This is a genomic window from Mitsuaria sp. GD03876 (genome assembly GCF_029840635.1).
Classification (GTDB): domain Bacteria; phylum Pseudomonadota; class Gammaproteobacteria; order Burkholderiales; family Burkholderiaceae_C; genus Roseateles.
Genome location: NZ_JAOCCU010000063.1, coordinates 13,497 through 32,805 on the forward strand (window position 1 = coordinate 13,497; position 19,309 = coordinate 32,805).

Sequence of the window (19,309 nt, forward strand, 5' to 3'; positions counted from 1 at the left end):
CAACAGGACGGCGAAGATGAAGGTCTCGGATCTGCGCGTCGGTGTACGCATCTCGTTGGGGTTCGCGGCGGTGCTGCTGGCCACGGTACTGGTCGGGGTGGTCGCCATCACCCGCATCCAGGTGATCCAAAGCAATGTCGAGGAGATGGGCGGCGACTGGATCCCGTCGATCAACGCGGTCAATGCGCTGCGGGCCGAACTCAACCACCTGCGCACCGCCGAGATGGCGATGTGCCTGAAGGACGTGGTCCTGGAGGTCGAGCAGGAACAGGAGCGCATCAAGACGCTGCGCGAGAAGACCCTGCCGGCGCTGGCCAAGAACTACGAAGGCATGGTGTCGGCGCCCGAGGAGGGCGCGCAGTGGAAGGTCGCCAAGGACAAGTACGCGGCCTACATCGCGGTCCAGGACAAGCTGATCGCCGCGCGCAAGGCCGGCAACCGGGGCGAGTACCTCGCCACCGTCAACGGCGAGTCCGGCCAGGCCTTCGCCGACATGATCCAGGCGGTGCAGAAGCTGGTCGACATCAACACCGAAGGCGCGGGCGCCAGCGTCGACGAATCGCGCCACGCCTACAAGACGGTGCTGACGACGATGGCCGTGCTGATCGCCGCGGCGCTGGCCGCCGGCATCGGCATCGCCGTGTACCTGACCCGCAGCACCGTCAAGCCGCTGACCGAGATGGTCGCCGTGGCCAGCCGCGTCGCCGAGGGCAACCTGACCGTCGAGATCGATACCGCGCGCCGCGACGAGCTGGGCCAGCTGGCGCAGGCGCTGGCGTCGATGCAGGGCGCGCTCAACCGCTCGCTGTCGGCGGTGCGCACCAGCGCCGAGAGCATCGCGATGTCCAGCAGCGAAGTCGCGGCCGGCAGCAGCGACCTGTCCGCGCGCACCGAGCAAATGGCCTCCAGCCTGGAGGAGACCTCCGCCACGATGCAGGCGCTGACGGACACGGTCCGGCTGAACGCCGACTCGACGCGCCAGGCGAGCCAGCTCGCCCTCAACGCCAGCCAGGTCGCGGACCGCGGCGGCGCGGTGGTGTCGGAGGTGGTCAACACGATGGAGCAGATCAATGCCGCGTCGCGCAAGATCGCCGACATCATCGGCACGATCGACGGCATCGCCTTCCAGACCAACATCCTGGCGCTGAACGCGGCGGTGGAGGCCGCCCGCGCGGGCGAGCAGGGCCGCGGCTTCGCGGTCGTGGCGAGCGAGGTGCGCTCGCTGGCGCAGCGCAGCGCCGAGGCGGCCAAGGAGATCAAGACGCTGATCGGCGCGAGCGTCGAGCGGGTGGATGTCGGCTCACGCCTGGTGGCCGACGCCGGCGAGACGATGCGCGAGATCGTCGGCGCGGTGCAGCGGGTCACGGACATCATCCAGGAGATCTCCTCGGCGACGCAGGAGCAGAGCACCAGCCTGATCGAGGTCGGCCAGGCCGTGCATCGCCTGGACGAGGTCACGCAGCAGAACGCCGCGCTGGTCGAGGAGTCCTCGGCCGCCTCCGAATCGCTGCGCGAGCAGGCCGGCAGCCTGCAGCACGTGGTCGCGCAGTTCCGCCTGCACGCCTGAACTCGGCCGCCCGCTTGAGCGGCTGCCGCGCCTGATCGCAACAGGGGCTTCATCGGACACGAAGTTCGTGGAACACGAACTTCGTGTTACCCTGCGGCCCTGATGAAAAACGTCACCGTCACCATGGAAGACAGCGTCGCCGAGTGGGCGAGGCTGGAGGCGGCGCGGCGCAATACCAGCGTGTCGCGGCTGGTCGGCGAGCTGCTCGCCGAGAAGATGCGCCACGACGACGCCTATGAGCGGGCGCTGCAGGACTGGCTGCACCGCGAGCGCACCTGGTCCTCCGACGGCCAACCGTATCCCGATCGGGAGCTGCTGTGAGCGCCCCGGTCGAGCTGACGTCCCCGGTGTTCGTCGACACCTCGGTGCTGATCCTCAGCGAGGACGGCGCCGACACCGCGCGCCGGACGCAGGCGATGCTGTGGCTGCGCGCGCTGTGGCAACAGCGCCTGGGCCGCACGTCCAGCCAGGTGCTCAACGAGTTCTACCGCGCGGTGACGACCCGCATTTCCCCCGCGATGCCCAATGGCGACGCCCGCGCCGAGGTGCGGCGCTACCAGCGTTGGGCGCCATGGTCGACCGACCATGCGACGGTGGAGTCGGCCTGGTCGCTCGAGAGCCGCTTCTCGCTGCCGTACGCCGACGCGCTGATCGTGGCCGCGGCCAAGGCGCAGGGCTGCGAGCTCCTGCTGAGCCTGTCGCTGCCGCCCGGGCAGCTCTACGACAGCGTGCTGATCGTCGACCCGCTGCGCGCGCTGCCGGCGGGCGTGTCGCCCGCGGATGCCGCGATGTCCCCTTCCTCCCTGGCTGTCACCCCATGAAAGCGTCCCTCGATCGAGCCCTCGGCGTGCTGCGCGACGACGTCCGCGCGATGCAGGCCTACCAGGTCCATGCCGCGGCCGGCCTGATCAAGCTGGACGCGATGGAGAACCCCTTCCGCCTGCCGGCCGAGCTGCAGCGCGCGCTGGGCGAGCGCCTCGGCGCGGTGGCGATCAACCGCTATCCGGGCGAGCGCACCCAGCAGCTGGCGCAGGCGCTGGCGACGCACGCGAAGCTGCCCGATGGTCACGCGCTGATGCTGGGCAACGGCTCGGACGAACTGATCTCGCTGCTGGCGATGGCCGTGTGCCAGCCCGGCGAGCGGGTCGTGGTGCTGGCACCGGTGCCGGGCTTCGTGATGTACGAGCTGTCGTCGCGGTACCAGCACCTGGACTTCGTCGGCGTGCCGCTGACGGCGGATTTCGAGCTCGACGAGGCCGCGATGCTGGCGGCGATCGCCGAGCACCGGCCCGCGATCGTCTACCTGGCCTACCCGAACAACCCGACCGCCAACCTGTGGGACGAGTGCGTCATCGAGCGCCTGGTCCAGGCCGCGCCGGGCCTGGTCGTGATGGACGAGGCCTACCAGCCGTTCGCCGCGCGCGACGCGATGGGCCTGATGGCGCGCCATCCGCAGGTGCTGGTCATGCGCACGATGAGCAAATTCGGCCTGGCCGGCGTGCGCATCGGCTACCTGATGGGCCATGCCGAGCTGATCCAGCATGTCGACAAGCTGCGCCCGCCGTACAACGTCAGCGTGCTGAACGCGGAAGCCGGCCTGTTCGCGCTGGAACATGCCGCCGTCTACGAGCGCCAGGCCGCCGAGCTGCGCACCGAACGCGCGCGGCTGCAGGCGGCGCTGTCGGACCTGCCCGGGGTGCGCGCCTTCCCGAGCGAAGGCAACATGATCCTGGTGCGCATGCCCGACGCCTCGCGCGTGCATGCCGACATGAAGGCGCGCGGCGTGCTGGTGAAGAACGTGTCCGGCATGCACCCGCTGCTGGCCGGCTGCCTGCGCCTGACGGTGGGCACGCCGGACGAGAACCGCGCGATGCTGGCGGCGCTGAAGGCGTCGCTGGCCGCGCTGCCCGCCGATTGATCGACGACTGACGAACCCCGCTGGAATCCCCATGAGCTCCGAACGCATCGCCGAAGTCCGCCGCGACACCAAGGAAACGCAGATCCGCGTGCGCGTGAACCTGGACGGCACCGGCCAGTCGACGCTGAACACCGGCATCGGCTTCTTCGACCACATGCTCGACCAGATCGCCCGGCACGGGCTGATCGACCTCGACATCGAGGCCAAGGGCGACCTGCACATCGACGGCCACCACACCGTCGAGGACGTCGGCATCACGCTGGGCATGGCCGTCGCGCAGGCGGTCGGCGACAAGCGCGGCCTGACCCGCTACGGCCACAGCTACGTGCCGCTGGACGAGGCGCTGTCGCGGGTCGTCATCGATTTCTCGGGCCGCCCGGGCCTGGAGATGGACGTGAAGTTCACCGCCGGCTCGGTCGGCGCCTTCGACACGCAGCTGACCTACGAGTTCTTCCAGGGCTTCGTGAACCACGCGCTGGTGTCGCTGCATGTGGACAACCTCAAGGGCCACAACGCGCACCACCAGTGCGAGACGATGTTCAAGGCCTTCGGCCGCGCGCTGCGCATGGCGATGACGCTGGACCCGCGCTCGGCCGGCGTCATCCCGTCGACGAAGGGCACGCTGTGAGCGTCGTGCCGAGGACCGTCGCCGTCGTCGACTACGGCATGGGCAACCTGCGCTCGGTGTCGCAGGCGGTGCTGGCCGCGGCGCAGGACCAGGGCGTGAAGGTCGTCATCACCTCGCGGCCCGAGGAGGTCCACGCCGCCGAGCGCGTCGTGCTGCCCGGCCAGGGCGCGATGCGCGACTGCATGTGCGAGCTCGCCGAGTCGGGGCTGAAGGAAGCGGTGCTGGACGCGGCGGCGAACAAGCCGCTGATGGGCGTGTGCGTGGGCATGCAGATGCTGCTGGACCACAGCGAGGAGCAGGACACGCCGGGCCTGGGCCTGATCCCGGGCCAGGTGAGGCGCTTCCGGCTGGACGGCCAGCTGCAGCCCGACGGCAGCCGCTTCAAGGTGCCGCAGATGGGCTGGAACCGGGTGCGCCAGACGCGGGCGCATCCCGTCTGGGGCGAGGTGCCGGACGAGAGCTGGTTCTACTTCGTCCACAGCTTCTACGCCGAGACGTCGGACCCGCGCGACAGCGCCGGGTCGAGCGACTACGGCCTGCGCTTTACCTGTGCGGTGGCGCGGGATAACATTTTTGCCACCCAATTCCACCCCGAGAAAAGTGCCGCGTCCGGGCTCGCCCTGTACCGCAATTTCCTGCACTGGACGCCGTGAGGCGCGGTCGCCGGTCTTGCGCCCTTTTCTCTTCCATCCCTTCCTTCACCCCCTGTCCATTCGGCCATGCTGCTGATTCCCGCGATCGACCTGAAAGACGGCAAGTGCGTCCGCCTCAAGCAAGGCGACATGAACGACTCCACGACCTTCGGGGAAGACCCGGCCGAGATGGCGCGCCGATGGGTCGACGCCGGGGCCCGGCGCCTGCACCTGGTGGACCTGAACGGCGCCTTCGCCGGCAAGCCGGTCAACGAGGCGGCGATCAAGGCGATCCTGCGCGAGGTCGGCGACGACATCCCGGTGCAGCTGGGCGGCGGCATCCGCGACCTGGACACGATCGAGCGCTACCTCGACGACGGCCTGTCCTACGTGATCATCGGCACCGCGGCGGTGAAGAACCCCGGCTTCCTGAAGGACGCGGCGTCGGCCTTCGGCGGCCACATCATCGTGGGCCTGGACGCCAAGGACGGCAAGGTCGCCACCGACGGCTGGAGCAAGCTGACCGGCCATGAGGTCATCGACCTGGCCAAGAAGTTCGAGGACTACGGCATCGAGGGCGTCATCTACACCGACATCGGCCGCGACGGCATGCTCACCGGCATCAACATCGACGCGACGGTGAAGCTGGCGCAGGCGCTGTCGATCCCGGTGATCGCCTCGGGCGGGCTGTCCAACATCGCCGACATCGAAGCGCTGTGCGCGGTCGAATCGGAAGGCGTGGGCGGCGTCATCTGCGGCCGCGCGATCTACACCGGCGACCTCGACTTCGCCGGCGCGCAGCGGCGCGCCGACGAGCTGAACGGGGGCTGAGCGGTGCTGGCCAAGCGGATCATCCCGTGCCTGGACGTGACCGGCGGTCGCGTCGTCAAGGGCGTCAACTTCGTCGAACTGCGTGACGCCGGCGATCCGGTCGAGATCGCGGCCCGCTACAACGAGCAGGGCGCCGACGAGCTGACCTTCCTCGACATCACCGCCACCAGCGACGGCCGCGACCTGATCCTTCCGATCATCGAGCGCGTGGCGTCGCAGGTCTTCATCCCGCTGACGGTCGGCGGGGGCGTGCGCTCGGTCGCCGACGTGCGGCGGCTGCTGAACGCGGGCGCGGACAAGGTCAGCTTCAATTCGGCCGCGGTCGCGGACCCCGAGTTGATCCGCGCGGCGTCGGAGAAGTACGGCGCGCAATGCATCGTCGTGGCCATCGACGCCAAGCGGCGCGTGAACGCCGACGGCAGCGCCGGCTGGGATGTGTACACCCATGGCGGCCGCAAGAACACCGGCATGGACGCCGTCGAGTGGGCGACCCGGATGGCCGAATTCGGCGCGGGCGAGATCCTGCTGACCAGCATGGACCGCGACGGCACGAAGAGCGGCTTCGACCTGGCGCTGACGCGCGCGGTGTCGGACGCGGTGGGCGTGCCGGTGATCGCCTCGGGCGGCGTCGGCTCCTTGCAGGACCTGGCCGACGGCATCACCAAGGGCGGCGCCGACGCGGTGCTGGCCGCGAGCATCTTCCATTACGGCGATCACACCGTCGGCGAGGCCAAGGCGCTGATGGCGTCGCAGGGCATTCCGGTCCGGCAATGAGCGGGGCGGGAGGGCGCGGCGAAGTCCGCATCGTCGGCGGCATCTGGAAGCGCTCGAAGCTGCCGGTGCCGGTCAGCGAGGGTCTGCGGCCGACGCCGGACCGGGTGCGGGAGACCGTCTTCAACTGGCTGGGCCAGGACCTGAGCGGCTGGCGCGTGCTGGACGCGTTCGCGGGCAGCGGGGCGCTGGGCTTCGAGGCCGCGTCGCGCGGCGCGGCGAAGGTCGTGCTGCTGGAGCGCGACGGCAAGCTGGCCGCCGCGCTGCGGGCCAACCTCAAGCGGCTGGACAAGGACAACACCGTCCCGATGAGCATCGAGGGCGCCGATGCGCTGGCGTGGATGCGGCGCGGGGCGGCGGGCTCGTTCGACCTCGTGTTCCTGGATCCGCCGTTCGCGCAGGACCTGTTCGTCGCCGCGCTGACGGCGGCGGCGCCGCTGCTGGCGGAGAACGGGCTGATCTACCTGGAGTCGGCCGCGCCGGTGGAAGCGCCGCCGGAACTCGGCTTGACCGTGTGGAAGGAAGGGCGGGCCGGGGCGGTGCATTACCGGCTGCTGCGCCGCGGCGGATAATTCGCCCCCATGACTTCCCAGACCCTGCTGACCGCCGTCTATCCCGGCACGTTCGACCCGATGACCCTCGGCCACGAGGATCTGGTGCGCCGCGCGAGCGGGCTGTTCGAGCGCCTGGTGCTGGCGGTGGCCGCGGGCCACCACAAGAAGACGATGTTCAGCGTCGAGGAGCGGCTGGACATGGCGCGCCGGGTGGTGGCGGATTACCCCAACGTCGAGGTCATCGCCTTCAAGGGGCTGCTGCGCGATTTCGTCCTCGAGCACAACGGCAAGGTCATCGTGCGCGGGCTGCGGGCGGTGTCGGACTTCGAGTACGAATTCCAGATGGCCGGCATGAACCGGCAGCTGATGCCCGATGTCGAGACGGTGTTCCTGACGCCGTCGGACCATGTCCAGTTCATCTCCTCGACCTTCGTCCGGGAGATCGCGAGCCTGGGCGGCGAGGTCTCGAAGTTCGTCTCGCCGCTGGTGCACGAGCGGCTGATCGAGCGTGTCGCGAAGCAACGCATGGAGCAGTAAGCCATGGCCTTGATGATCACCGACGAATGCATCAACTGCGATGTGTGCGAGCCCGAGTGCCCGAACCAGGCGATCTCGATGGGCGAGGAGTACTACCAGATCGACCCGGGCAAGTGCACCGAGTGCGTCGGCCATTTCGATGAGCCGCAATGCGCGATGTTGTGCCCGGTGGCCTGCATCCCGGTGAATCCCGAGCACGTCGAGTCGCGCGAGACGCTGATGCAGAAGTACGTGCGGCTCACGCAGCAGACGGCCTGAGGGCCGAGTCCTCTCGGCCACGGGGCCGACCTCACAGCTCCCAGCGTTCTCCATAGGCCGGCGGGGCCGGCCAGCGGTCCGCGCGCGGCGGCTCCAGCGGATGCTCCCGCGTCCATCGCCGCGCCAGCATCCAGCCCCCGTGGCTGACGACCAGCCCGCCCTCGGACCAACCCGAAGCGCGCTCGAGCAAGGCGTTCAGCGGCTCGCCGCCCGCGGGCGCGAACCGCGCGAAGTCCGCGACCCAGGCGTCGATCTCCGCCTTCGGGATCTCGGACCACGGCTGGCCGTCCCAGGCGCCGAAGTCGATCTCGGCGAGCGCCGGATCGATGCGGTGCCGCCATCCCCATCGCCTGAGCCACCGGCCGACGTCGGCGCAGCGCCGCAGCGGCGAGGTCCAGATCTCATGGGCCAGCCGATGTCGCCGCGCATGGGCCTGGATGCGGCGCGCGAGCCGCTTCGCGCGGCGCGGATCCACCGGCAGGTCGCAGCGCGCGCCGACGCACAGGCCGGCGGCGCCGTCGGGCCGGGGGTGCCGCCAGATGCTGAGGCGGGGCGCCGCGCTCATGTCAGTTCAACGGGAACAGCGGTGCCAGGCCCAGGAAGGCCAGCAGCGCGCCCAGTTCGACGACCTGTTGCGTCGCGCCGAGCGTGTCGCCGGTGTAGCCCTGCAGCCGGCGTTCCAGCAACGACTGCATGTAGAAGGTCAGGCCGGCGGCGACGATCACCGCGCCGAGCATCAACGGCACCTCGTCCGGCATCAGCCAGGCGCCGGCGATCGTCGCGAGCACGACGAGTCCGAGCGCGATCGTCAGGCCGGGTCCGCTGATCTGCGTCGCCAGCGGCTTGGCTTTCGCGTGCTCGGCGTCGCCGGCATAGGGCAGGGCGTGGAGCAGCCAGACCGGCGCCGCGCGCGACGCGACGTGCGCCCAGACGATGGCCAGCAGCGCGAGCGTCGGATCGGTATCGGCGAGTCCCAGCAGCACCGTCGCCTTCAGGCCGAGGACCAGGATCAATCCCAGCGCGCCGTAGCTGCCGATGCGCGAGTCCTTCATGATGACGAGGGCCTTCTCGCGCGAGACCGCGCCGCCGAGCGCGTCGCAGCTGTCGGCCAGGCCGTCCTCGTGGAAGCCGCCGGTGAGCCAGACGCTGGCCGCCATGGCCAGGCCGACCGCGACGGTCGCCGGGAACACCAGCATCGCGGCCCACATCACGAGGGCGGAGAACCCGCCCACGACGAGTCCGACGAGCGGGAAGTACCGGGCGCACTGCTGCAGCCAGGCGGGTTCGAAGCCGACCCATCGCGGCACCGGCACGCGCGTGAAGAACTGCAGGGCGATGAAGAACAGGCGGAGTTGATGCATGAGGCCGACCGGAAACCGGCCGCGATCATAAGAGTCATGCAGTCAAGCGCCCGCGATCCCGCTCCAGCAGCCCCTCGTACGCGATCGCGACGTTGGCGCAGAAGATGTCGAGCATCTCCAGCCCTTCGTCGTCGAGCGGGTCCGACAGCACCATGTAGAGCAAGCTCTCGTTGCCCGAGTGGGTGCGGTAGTAGCCGATGAACCGCCCGTCCTCGAACACGCTCTTGCGCGTGAGCAGCCCGCGGTCCAGCGCCTCGCGCACGTCGGCGGGCAGGTCGGAGACGGCTTCCTCGCCCAGCAGGCCCTGGTACTCGGAGGTGGCGGCCAGCACCTGCAGCCGGCCTTCGGCGTGGGAGGCGGCGTACATGCGGCTCGCGCAGAGGCCTTGCGCCTGGTAGCCGAGCATGTGCCCGACCTGTTCCAGCAACGCCGAGGCGAAGTGGCGCAGGTTGCTCGAGTCGTGGATCTGCGTGATCGCGTCGATGGAGCGCCGCAGCGCCGCGCGCGATTGCGACAGGATCACGATGTCCCGGTACGAGCGCAACGCCGAGTAGAAGACCGTGATCAGCTTGCGTTTGGTGAGCTCGGTCTTTTCCTTGTAGTCGTTGATGTCGTAGGTCTTGATGACGTGTTCCTCGGGCGCCTGCCCGGGCTGCCCGGTCCGCAGCACGATGCGCACCTGCGTGTTGCGCAGTTCCTCGCGGATGAAGCGGGCCACGTCCAGCCCGGCGTGCTCGGACTCCATGACGACGTCCAGCAGGATCAGCGCGATGTCGTGGCGGTCGCGCAGGATGTCGCGGGCTTCGGGGCCGTTGTAGGCGTTGAGGAACTGGAGCTTGCGCCCGGCGAACTCGAAGTCCGCCATCACCAGCTGGGTGACCTGGTGCACGGCCGGGTCGTCGTCGACGATCATCACCACCCACGGGTCGAGCGCGCGCGTCCGGGCGTCCTCTCCCGGGTCCGGCAGCTCGTCGGCGAACACCATGTCGGTCATCGGTCCCTCCCTCGCTGGCTCTTGAATGTGCGGGCCATTATCAGCAGCCGCCATGACAAGGGAATCCGGACATGCGCGTCGTTTCCGCGCCGGATGTGGCCTTCGCACGGGGACGGGCGCGCGCGTCGCGCCGGCGGGCTCGCCGGACGGTGCCCGTCAGCGCGGGCTCAGCAGGTCGGCTCCAGCGGCACCGGGCCGGTGCGGCCGTGGCGCGCGCGCTTGGCCTCGTACATGCGCATGTCGGCGCATTCCATCAGCGCGGTCGCGTCGCGCCAGTCCTCGGGGCAGCGCGAGGCGCCCATGCTGGCGCGCAGCTGCAGCACCCGTTCCATGTAGGCGAACGGGCCCTCGATCGCCGCGTGGACGCGCTCCAGCGTCGATTCGAGGATCGCGGGCGAGCCCGCGTGCGTCAGCAGCACCGCGAACTCGTCGCCGCCGAGGCGGGCGACGGTGTCGGACTCGCGCGTGGCGCTGGCCAGGCGGCGGCTGAACTCGATGATGGCGGCGTCGCCGGCCGCGTGGCCGAGCGTGTCGTTGATGTGCTTGAGGCCGTCCATGTCCAGCAGCACGACGGCGATCGGCGGATCGCCGCGCTCGACCTCGGCGGTGGCATGGCGCAGCCGGTCCATGAACAGCGAGCGATTGGCCAGGCCGGTCATGTCGTCGTGGGTGGCGCGATGGAACAGGTCGTCGCGGCCGTAGCGGGTGGCCCAGTACATCGCCGCGCCCAGCACCTTGGACATCAGCGTCAGCACCTCCACGTCGCCGCCGCCGAAGTTGCGGGCGTGCGAGGAGAAAGCCTTGAGCACGCCCACGGGCGTGCCCTGGTGGATCAGCGGCAGCACGATCATCGAGCGCAGGCCGACGCGGCGGCAGGCCTCGAGGTCGACGCGGCCGTCGGATTCGATGTCCTCGCAGATCAGCGGGATGCCCTGGCGCAGGCAGGTGCCGGAGAGGCTGCTGTCGCGCCGCACGCGCACGCCCAGCTGCTGGGCGGCGGCGCCGGCGACGGCGCGGTAGACGAGGTCCTCGCCCTCGGACAACTCGATGGCGGCGCCGTCGGCGTCGACGAGGTCGAGCGTGCCGTGGACGGAGAGCGACATCACGCCGGCCAGGTCCAGCCCGAGCTGGGCGACCTGGCTGTGGATCTCGATGATGCGGAGAAGCGCTTCCCGGCTCGGCATCGACTGCCCCGATCAGAACCGCTCCCTGTTCCGTGCCGGCCTCCTCCGCGCGCGCACTGTCGTGCGTCGATGCGCGGGACCACCTGCCGGCGAGCCCTCAGTCTAGACCTCGCGCCGCCGCGATTCACCCCCCGTTTCCGGTGACGCGGCGGGGGGGCGCGGATCGGGGAATCCCCCTTGGCATCGGCGTCGCCAGTATCGGCGCGCCGCGTTTCGCGCTTGTGAACGATGTGCCGCCGCCACGTCCGCCCCCACCGCCGCCGTGTCTTTACGCAGGCATGGCGCGGCGTGCGCAGAATCGCGCCCCATGCCAGAAAGCAAAACCTCATCCGCCGGCGCCGCGCCGGCCGCCGCTGCCGCCGCGATGCAGCCGTTCACCGCCTACCAGAAGCTCGCGGCCGGGCTGATGGCGCTGCTGCAGTTCACCGTGGTGCTGGACTTCATGATCATGTCGCCGCTGGGCGTGATGATCATGCCGGCGCTGAAGATGAGCGCCGGGGAATTCGGCTCCGCCGTCTCGGCCTATGCGTTCAGCGCCGGCATCGCCGGGTTGCTGACCGCCGGGTTCGCCGACCGCTTCGACCGCAAGCGGCTGCTGCTGTTCTTCTTCGGCGGCTTCCTGCTGGGCACGCTGTGGTGCGGCCTGGCGACCAGTTTCGCGTCGCTGCTGGCCGCGCGCATCGTGACCGGGCTGTTCGGCGGCGTGATCGGCTCGATCGTGATGGCGATCACCGCCGACCTGTTCCCGCCCGCGCAGCGCGGCCGGGTGATGGGCCTGCTGCAGGGCGGCTTCGCGGCCAGCCAGGTGCTGGGCCTGCCGTTCTCGATCTACCTGGCCTCGCGCTTCGACTGGCATGCGCCGTTCATGGCGATCGTGCTGTTCGGGCTGGTGGCCGCGCTGGTGATCGTGTTCAAGCTCCGGCCGGTTAACGCGCACCTGGGCGCGCGCGGCACCGGCCAGCACAGCGCCACGCGCCACCTGCTGCAGACGGTGCGCATCCCGCGCCAGCAGCTGGCCTTCGCGCTGACGGCGCTGCTGACGACGGGCGGCTTCATGCTGATGCCGTTCGCCAGCGCCTTCGTGGTGCACAACGTCGGCATCCCGCTGGACCACCTGCCCATCATTTACCTGATCACCGGCATCTGCACGCTGGTGTTCTCGCCGCTGATCGGGCGTCTTTCGGACCGTGTCGGCGCGATGCCGGTGTTCTACGCGGGCTGCGCGATCACGATCGCGACGGTGGCGTTCTACACCCACCTGGGCGTGTCGCCGCTGTGGGTGCTGATCCTGGTGAACGTGGTGATGTTCGTGGGCATCTTCTCGCGCATGATCCCGGCCCAGGCCACGCTGGCGGGCGTGCCGGCGGCGGAGCAGCGCGGCTCGTTCAACGCGATCAACTCGGCGCTGCAGCAGCTCGCCGGCGGCCTGGCGTCGCTGGTGGCGGGGCACATCGTGCAGATCGGGCCGGACGGCCACGTCAACGACTTCCCGCGCGTGGGGTATGTCGTGATCGGCTCGACGCTGGTGGCGGCGCTGCTGATGCGCCAGCTGGTGCGCGGCGCGCCGGCCGCGGGAGCGACCGCGGGACCGGCGGGCGCGGCGCGATAAGCGCCGGGCGTGACGTCCGACACGGTTGGACGGGAACCGGGACGCCTTCTGTTACATGGTTGGCGTGCCCGCCTCCCTAGAATTCAGGGTTTCCACCGACAAGAATCACTGCCATGTCCACCCTGATCCGGCGCCCCAGCGGCGCCGTTGTCGCGTCCGCGCTCCTGAGTTTCCTGGCCTTCGCGTCGTCGTCGACGTTTGCGGGTCCCGCCGTTGACACGATGGCGCGCATCAAGGAGACGCGCGTGATCACGCTGGGCGTGCGCGAGGCCGCGCGGCCGTTCTCGTTCGTCAACGAGCAGAAGCAGGGCCAGGGGTATTCGGTCGAGCTGTGCCTGGCGGCGGTGGACGAGATCAAGCGCGAGCTGAAGCTGCCCGAGGTGAAGGTGAACTACGTCGTCGTCTCGGGCGCCGACCGGATCCCGAAGCTGCAGAAGGGCGAGATCGACCTGGAGTGCGGGTCCACGACCAACACGAAGGCGCGGCAGGAGCAGGTGGACTTCAGCTACACGATCTTCGTCGCCGGCATGCGGGTGCTGCTGTCCCACGGGGCGAAGGTGGAGACGACCAAGGACCTGGACGGCATGACGATCGCGCTGAGCAAGGGCACGACGTCGGAGAAGCTGTTCAACCAGCTGCAGAACACGGGCGAGGCGAAGATGAAGCTCGTCCAGTACCCCAACAACAACGAGGCCTTCAAGGCGCTGCGCGAGGGCAAGGCCGCGGCGTTCGTGCAGGACGACGCGCTGCTGCTGGGCCTGGCGTCCAAGGAGAAGGCGCTGGACGCGCTGAGCCTGGGCCAGATGGCGTTCTCGGTGGAGCCCTACGGGATCATGATCCGCAAGGGCGATGCGAAGCTGGCGTCGGCGGTGGACCGCGCGCTGAGCCACGTGTACTCGAGCGGCGAGATCGACCAGCTCTACGCGAAGTGGTTCCAGACCTCGGCGCTGACGATCCCGATGAACCGCCTGACGCGCGACAGCTTCAAGCGTCCGAACAAGGAAGCGGGCGTGGCGATGCTGCTGGGGTATTCGATCTGATCGAGCGGACCCGGCCGACCTCCGCGGTCGTACGACGATGAATGAGCGGACCTTTGGGTCCGCTTTGCGTTTGGGGACCGCCGCTTGCACCGCGCGGGGCGGGAAGCGCCGCGCGCTCGCATCGACGTCTTCCACCATTCCGAGTCATCGCGCCGACTGGAATGTTGGGAAGACGTCGTCAATGCCACAGATGCAGGCCGTATCGAGTCTTCGCTCCTGAATCAACACTGGCTCGGCAGGCAATCCCGCCTGTTCATCCATGCACCTCAGGAGCAAACATGATTGAACTCGAGCCTCATGAAATCGATATGGTCTTCGGTGGTGATCACTGGGGTTTTGAAGCCAGGCAGGACCCGGTCGCCCTGGCCCGAAGCTACATGTACGCCAACGGCGGGTTCTGGGGATCGTCCTACCCGTCCTGCACGAGCAACCTCGAGGTGCAGACCCGCACGGTGACCTCCACCAGCAATGGCGGCCTCAGTTGCTCGACGTCGGGCAGCTTCCCCTTCTTCAACTGCACGCTCACGCCCACGACGACGACGACGCACACGACCGCCGTCACTCGGACGGTCAACTGCAGCTATTGAGGAACACCATGGCACGTCGCGTCGCGGCGTGTCACCCCCTTGGGGTGGCCGCCTTCACTTCCCAACAGGCCTTCGGTATCGCCGCGGTGGCTTTGATGGTGGCAGCCACGCCAGCACAGGCGGACTGCGAGGCCACCATCCACTCGGCCCCGGGCCGAGTGGCATTCGAAGGCTGCATCGATCAGCAGAGCGCGCAGGCGTTGATCGATGTGCTCGAGCGGCAACCGTCGGCCCGGCTGCTTGTCAGGTCCGGCGGCGGCGCCGTCAACGCTGCCATCGAGGCCGCGACGGTCATGGCTCGGCAGCGCACGCGGTTGACCATCCGCGGCCAGTGCCTGTCGTCTTGCGCCAACTACTGGCTGCCGGCGGCAGCGTCAGTCGACGTCGAGGAGGGGAGCGTCATCGGCTTCCACGGCGATGCGAGGACCACGTTCCAGCAAGACGCCAGCCTCGGTTCCTACGGCGCCGACGCGCAGCGCGGCATGGCCCGAGTGCTGGACCAGGAGGTGCAATTCGGTCGGGAGGTCCAGAGAGCCAGCGATCTCCATGCGGTGCAAGCCCTCCGCGTGAGCGCCATTCCTGTTCGCGTTCAATTGGGTGGTCGGTGGATGAACTGTCCTGGGCTGGGACTGCCCGCGATCTGGGCGCCCACGCTCGAGCGCCTGCGGGCGATGGGACTTGTGCATCGCGTCGTGGCGCGGGACGAGGCATTCGCGTCGACGGTTCCTTCCGGGCATGACCTGCACCCCATGACCGCGGCCAACGACGATTCGGACCCCGCCGCCGGGTGCTCGCTCGACGACCCGAAGCGCGATCGGACTCCCTAGCTCATGGGAGAGGCGATCTGGCGCCTCGCCACGACACTGCGCGGTCGTTTCATCCAAGGAAGACCATGCGTTCGGACGCTGCTTGCCGATCCCCGTCGCGCCCCTCGCGGGCGCCTCTGCGCGCGCTGTGGTGGCTGTTGTTGTCCGTGTGCTGCCTGCCAGCCTGGGCCTTCGACCCACCAGCCGGCTGGACCATGCGCGTGCACGAGGACGGCCTGCTGCTGCAGCCCGCGGACCTGCCGCCGGGCAAGGTGATGCAGTTCTGGGCCGCGCCGCCGGCGGACGTCGGGCGCGACGAGGGGCTCGCGGCGCTGGCGCGCATCCAGGATCCGATGCGGGGTCTCGGCGCCGCGGGGCCGTCGACCTGCCGGGCGCCGCAATTGCTGACGGCGGGCGTCGTGGTGCAGGACTGCATCGTTCGCGTCAACGGCGCGGCCGTGGAGACGCAGGTCTACATGCGCCCGCCGCGCAACGGCCAGGCGGAGTGGATGCGGATCGCGTTCTCGCAGGAGGAGGCGCTGCTGCACAAGTACGGCGGCGGGTTGAAGGCGATCTCGTCCAACACGAACGAGCTGTGGTCGACGCTCAAGTCGATGGCGGGCGACGACCGCCGGCGCCGCGAGGCAGCCGATCGCGCCAGTGCCCAGGAGCGTCGCGCCGCGGCGGATCGCGCGATCCGGGTCGCGCCGGGCAAGGGCGTCGCGGACAAGGACATCGCCGTCATGCTCTGGACCTGGTACCAGCCCAGCGGGGAGAGCATGGTCGAGCATCTGCACCTGCTGCTCAAGGACGGGACCGGGTACAGCAACCTGGACTTCCCGCCGGACGAGCTGGACATGGCCGCGGCGCGGCGGATGAAGCCGGAGCGCGTCATGCAATGGCGCCGGGAGGGCGACCGCTGGCTGGTCAAGGACCACGACGACAAGGATTGGCGGCAGATCCAGGGCCGGCCGGCGAATCCCGGGTCGCCGGGGCAGCGGATCGAGGGGACGTTCACGCACTCGTGGTACTCGATCCTGGGCGGCGGGAGTTCGCAGAACCGCTTCCATTTCAAGCCGGACGGGAGCTTCGAGCAGACGGGACGGGCGGTCTTCGGCACCGGGTCGATGGCCGCGGCCAACGGGGTGACGGGGATGGCGACGACGTCGTACTCGCGCGGGGGGAGCACCTCGACGAGCTCGGTCAGCGCGGTGGGGGCCGGGGCGGGCGGCGCGACGCGGCAGCGCGGGAATGGCGCGGAGTTCATCGGGCGCTACAAGCTCGAGCGCTGGGCGATGGTGGTCGAGCGCGACAGCGGGGAGATCGAGCGGGTGCTGTTCGCGGCGAGCGGGGATCCGCTGCGGGCGGTGTTCATCCGGGATCAGGGGTATTCGAAGTAGGACGGCAAGGACTGGCCCCGTGACGGGGCGATGACGGTGTCTTCTTACACCTGGGGATGAGGATGGTCACTCGCCGGGAGGCGAGGGCTTCGACAGAATCGGCGTTCCTTGACGGGGGCAAGCGCCGGTCGCCATGTCGCGGGCACACGCGGCGGAGGACCGGGTCATCGCAATGGCACGCGGCCCCAGATGTTCACCGCTTCATCCTGGGAGACCCATCGTGTTCCGCATCCGTCCTCACGCACCGCTCGCGCTCCTGGCGCTCGTCTGCGGCACTTCAGCCTCCGCGGCGGACTGCCACAAGTTCTTCCAGGGGAGGGACTTCGTCGGCCGGACCGCGGACAAGGCGCCCACGCTGTCCCAATGCTTTCCGTCGGCGGATGCCGTGAAGGACGAACTGTGGCGACAGCTCAAGTCCGTCATCGAAGCGCCCATCGACTATGGCGACATGGTGGAGAAGAGCACGGTGACTCCGGGCGGTTGCGCGCCCTTCAGCCAGGAGACGGATGGGTCGTTCACCCATCGCTGTACCTACACGGTCCAGACGGTCCAGCGATCCAAGACGACGGACTACCAGTACGGGTTCTCCACGGACAGCTACTTCGGCGTGAGCATGAAGTGCGGGGCTGCGATGAACACGACATGGCGCTCCGATCTCGGGCTGTGCATGGGCTATCGCGATGTGCCGGCCGCCCAGACCTGCCAGTCCACGGCGGAGCGCGGGAACCCGATCAATGTGCTCACGGGCCAGAAGTCGCAGCGGGAGCATGTGCTGTCGTGGGGCCGGCAGCACGCGCTGGTGTTGACCTACGCGCCGCTGGATGAGCGCAATGGGCTGTCGCGTTATCGAGGGTCGACGCCGCGCTTCGGACCGCTCTGGCACAGCAACCTTCACAAGCAAGGCCTTCAGAACGGCGGCGGCGCCGGTTTCGTGGCCTTCCAGCGCGGCGACGGGACGATGAGCACGTTCGACGACTATGGCGCGACGCGGACCTCCTCCGTCGAGCGCGACCGGGCTCGCTGGGACAGCACGCTTGGCGCCTGGCTCTACTACGACATGGCGGCCTCGGCGATCGAACGGTACGGCGCGGGTCAGGTCAACAGCCTGCGTCGCGTGCATTACGCGGATGGCCGCTACCTGGACATCCGCTACGGCGTGGCGCTGGTGAGGGCCGATGCCAACCTGTTCATGCCGGTGATCTCGGAGGTGGCCGACGAGTCCGGCCGCGTGGTGAAGTTCGCGTACGAACCTGATCCGACCTATTTCTCGACGCTTCGGGTGAGCATGGTCACCGACCCCGCGGGGCGTGAATACAAGTTCGCGTACGAAGCCTCGGGAGCGATGGCGGCCATCCTGTCGCCGGACGGCACCGTGCGCGGTTATCTGTATGAGCGCGCGGACCTTCCGTGGGCGATCACGGCTCGCATCGACGAGGACGGCGCGCGGTACGGCACGTACGACTATGACGCGGCCGGCCGGGCCATCTCGACCGCGACCGGCACCCGCGGGGAACGGTGGCAGGTCAGCTGGCCGAATCCGCCCGAATGGCTCATCACCACGCAGGACGACAACGCCAGTCGCCGGATCGTGCGCAAGCGGCAAGCGTCGGGCGCGGTGCAGGCCACGCTGACAGGGCCGGATGGTCGGACCGAGGTGGTGGAAGGCGCGCCGCTGTCCGGGTCTCCGATGTTGAAGTCCCAGTCGCAGCCGGCCGGTGCGGGTTGTGAAGCCGCGAACTCCTCATTGAAGTACGACGGTGAAGGCAACGTGATCGAGCGGGTGGACTTCAACGGCAACCAGTCCTGCCATGCCTACGTGGCTGGACGGCAGCTGGAGTCGTCTCGGGTGGAAGGCCTGCCCGTCGGAGCGGCGTGCGCGACGCTGTTGGGGAGTGGCGCGCCGATGCCGGCCGGAGCCCGCAAGCTGAGTTCCGAATGGCATCCGCTCTGGCGAATGGCGACTCGAAAGGCGGAGCCCCGACGCATCACGACGCTGGTCTACAACGGCCAGCCGGATCGGTTCAACGGCAACGTGGTCGCGAGCTGCGCGCCGGCCGACGCCGTGCTGCCCGATGGCAAGCCGATCGTGGTGCTGTGCAAGCAGGTGGAGCAGGCGACGACGGACGACACCGGCGCGCAGGGCTTCAACGCGGCCTTGCAGGCGGGCGTGGCGGCGCGCGTGACGAGCTGGGCCTACAACGCCACTGGCCAGGTGCTCACCGAGACCGATCCGCGCGGCAAGGTGGTCGCGACCAACGTGTACTACGCGGACACGACCGCGGATCACACGAAGGGGGACCTGCAGTCGTCGACCAATGCGCGGGGGCACGTGGTGCAGTTCCCGCGCTATGACGCGTATGGCAAGCCGTTGGAGATGGTCGATGCGAACGGCATCCCGACCGCCTATGCCTACGACGCGCGGCAGCGGCTGCTGTCCGTGAGCTCGCAAGGGCAGAGCACGAACTACGAGTACTGGCCCACCGGCCTGCTGAAGAAGAGCACGCAGACGGACGGCAGCACCGCGAGCTACGAATACGACGATGCGCATCGCCTGGTCGCGGTGGCGGACTCGCTGGGTAACCGCATCGAGTACACGCTCGACGCCAGCGGCAATCGGACGGACGAGAAGGCC

General features: G+C 69.2%; 20 protein-coding genes and 1 pseudogene. 17 read left to right on the plus strand and 4 right to left on the minus strand.

Annotated elements, in window-relative coordinates; genetic code table 11:
* Positions 1 to 16: 16 nt before the first annotated feature.
* The 11 genes from N5D62_RS25995 to N5D62_RS26045 all read left to right on the plus strand — a co-directional run bounded on the left by N5D62_RS25995 (position 17) and on the right by N5D62_RS26045 (position 7,696).
* A complete protein-coding gene (locus N5D62_RS25995) occupies positions 17 to 1,567 on the plus strand; it encodes a methyl-accepting chemotaxis protein (RefSeq protein ID WP_279760936.1) in 1,551 nt (516 codons plus the stop codon).
* Between the two features lie 102 nt (positions 1,568 to 1,669).
* Complete coding sequence (locus tag N5D62_RS26000; protein ID WP_279760937.1) at positions 1,670 to 1,888, plus strand: CopG family transcriptional regulator; 219 nt, start codon at positions 1,670 to 1,672, stop codon at positions 1,886 to 1,888.
* Entirely contained in the window at positions 1,885 to 2,388 is a 504-nt protein-coding gene (locus tag N5D62_RS26005; protein WP_279760938.1) for a PIN domain-containing protein, read from the plus strand. The genes N5D62_RS26000 and N5D62_RS26005 overlap by 4 nt, the downstream gene beginning before the upstream one ends.
* The gene (gene hisC / locus N5D62_RS26010; RefSeq protein ID WP_279760939.1) at positions 2,385 to 3,485 is read left to right on the plus strand and encodes a histidinol-phosphate transaminase; all 1,101 of its coding nucleotides are present in this window, start codon (positions 2,385 to 2,387) and stop codon (positions 3,483 to 3,485) included. Before N5D62_RS26005 ends, hisC begins: the two co-directional genes overlap by 4 nt.
* Positions 3,486 to 3,516: 31 nt before the next feature.
* Entirely contained in the window at positions 3,517 to 4,113 is a 597-nt protein-coding gene (gene hisB / locus N5D62_RS26015; protein WP_279760940.1) for an imidazoleglycerol-phosphate dehydratase HisB, read from the plus strand.
* Positions 4,110 to 4,766, plus strand: a complete 657-nt coding sequence (gene hisH / locus N5D62_RS26020) for an imidazole glycerol phosphate synthase subunit HisH (protein ID WP_279760941.1) — start codon at positions 4,110 to 4,112, stop codon at positions 4,764 to 4,766. The genes hisB and hisH overlap by 4 nt, the downstream gene beginning before the upstream one ends.
* A 66-nt stretch (positions 4,767 to 4,832) precedes the next feature.
* Positions 4,833 to 5,576: a 1-(5-phosphoribosyl)-5-[(5-phosphoribosylamino)methylideneamino]imidazole-4-carboxamide isomerase gene (gene hisA / locus N5D62_RS26025; protein WP_279760942.1), complete on the plus strand. Its 744-nt coding sequence runs from the start codon at positions 4,833 to 4,835 to the stop codon at positions 5,574 to 5,576.
* 3 nt (positions 5,577 to 5,579) lie between these two features.
* Positions 5,580 to 6,350, plus strand: coding sequence for an imidazole glycerol phosphate synthase subunit HisF (gene hisF, locus N5D62_RS26030; protein ID WP_279760943.1), 771 nt, complete (start codon positions 5,580 to 5,582; stop codon positions 6,348 to 6,350).
* Entirely contained in the window at positions 6,347 to 6,919 is a 573-nt protein-coding gene (gene rsmD, locus N5D62_RS26035) for a 16S rRNA (guanine(966)-N(2))-methyltransferase RsmD (RefSeq protein ID WP_279760944.1), read from the plus strand. Before hisF ends, rsmD begins: the two co-directional genes overlap by 4 nt.
* Positions 6,920 to 6,928: 9 nt before the next feature.
* Complete coding sequence (coaD, locus tag N5D62_RS26040) at positions 6,929 to 7,438, plus strand: pantetheine-phosphate adenylyltransferase (RefSeq protein ID WP_279760945.1); 510 nt, start codon at positions 6,929 to 6,931, stop codon at positions 7,436 to 7,438.
* 3 nt (positions 7,439 to 7,441) lie between these two features.
* Positions 7,442 to 7,696, plus strand: a complete 255-nt coding sequence (locus tag N5D62_RS26045; RefSeq protein WP_279760946.1) for a YfhL family 4Fe-4S dicluster ferredoxin — start codon at positions 7,442 to 7,444, stop codon at positions 7,694 to 7,696.
* Between the two features lie 31 nt (positions 7,697 to 7,727).
* Here the strand turns inward: N5D62_RS26045 and N5D62_RS26050 are convergent, their stop codons facing one another.
* The 4 genes from N5D62_RS26050 to N5D62_RS26065 all read right to left on the minus strand — a co-directional run bounded on the left by N5D62_RS26050 (position 7,728) and on the right by N5D62_RS26065 (position 11,235).
* Positions 7,728 to 8,261, minus strand: a complete 534-nt coding sequence (locus N5D62_RS26050) for a histidine phosphatase family protein (protein ID WP_279760947.1) — start codon at positions 8,259 to 8,261, stop codon at positions 7,728 to 7,730.
* A 1-nt stretch (position 8,262) separates the two neighbouring features.
* Positions 8,263 to 9,057 carry an adenosylcobinamide-GDP ribazoletransferase gene (locus N5D62_RS26055; RefSeq protein WP_279760948.1) on the minus strand — a complete coding sequence of 265 codons (795 nt, stop codon included), beginning with the start codon at positions 9,055 to 9,057 and terminating at the stop codon, positions 8,263 to 8,265.
* A 34-nt stretch (positions 9,058 to 9,091) separates the two neighbouring features.
* Positions 9,092 to 10,051, minus strand: coding sequence for a DUF3369 domain-containing protein (locus N5D62_RS26060; RefSeq protein ID WP_279760949.1), 960 nt, complete (start codon positions 10,049 to 10,051; stop codon positions 9,092 to 9,094).
* A 167-nt stretch (positions 10,052 to 10,218) separates the two neighbouring features.
* Positions 10,219 to 11,235 (minus strand): sensor domain-containing diguanylate cyclase, encoded by a 1,017-nt coding sequence (locus N5D62_RS26065; RefSeq protein WP_279760950.1) that lies wholly within the window; start codon positions 11,233 to 11,235, stop codon positions 10,219 to 10,221.
* Positions 11,236 to 11,542: 307 nt separating this feature from the next.
* Here N5D62_RS26065 and N5D62_RS26070 point away from each other — a divergent pair, with 307 nt between their 5' ends.
* The 6 genes and pseudogenes from N5D62_RS26070 to N5D62_RS26095 all read left to right on the plus strand — a co-directional run.
* Entirely contained in the window at positions 11,543 to 12,844 is a 1,302-nt protein-coding gene (locus tag N5D62_RS26070; RefSeq protein WP_279760951.1) for an MFS transporter, read from the plus strand.
* Positions 12,845 to 12,957: 113 nt separating this feature from the next.
* Entirely contained in the window at positions 12,958 to 13,884 is a 927-nt protein-coding gene (locus tag N5D62_RS26075) for an amino acid ABC transporter substrate-binding protein (protein WP_279760952.1), read from the plus strand.
* 278 nt (positions 13,885 to 14,162) lie between these two features.
* Positions 14,163 to 14,471 (plus strand): hypothetical protein, encoded by a 309-nt coding sequence (locus tag N5D62_RS26080; RefSeq protein ID WP_279760953.1) that lies wholly within the window; start codon positions 14,163 to 14,165, stop codon positions 14,469 to 14,471.
* Between the two features lie 8 nt (positions 14,472 to 14,479).
* Positions 14,480 to 15,298: a hypothetical protein gene (locus N5D62_RS26085; protein WP_279760954.1), complete on the plus strand. Its 819-nt coding sequence runs from the start codon at positions 14,480 to 14,482 to the stop codon at positions 15,296 to 15,298.
* 194 nt (positions 15,299 to 15,492) lie between these two features.
* Positions 15,493 to 16,677 carry a hypothetical protein gene (locus N5D62_RS26090; protein WP_279760955.1) on the plus strand — a complete coding sequence of 395 codons (1,185 nt, stop codon included), beginning with the start codon at positions 15,493 to 15,495 and terminating at the stop codon, positions 16,675 to 16,677.
* 220 nt (positions 16,678 to 16,897) lie between these two features.
* Positions 16,898 to 19,309 (plus strand): annotated as a pseudogene (locus tag N5D62_RS26095) (hypothetical protein); the annotation flags it as partial.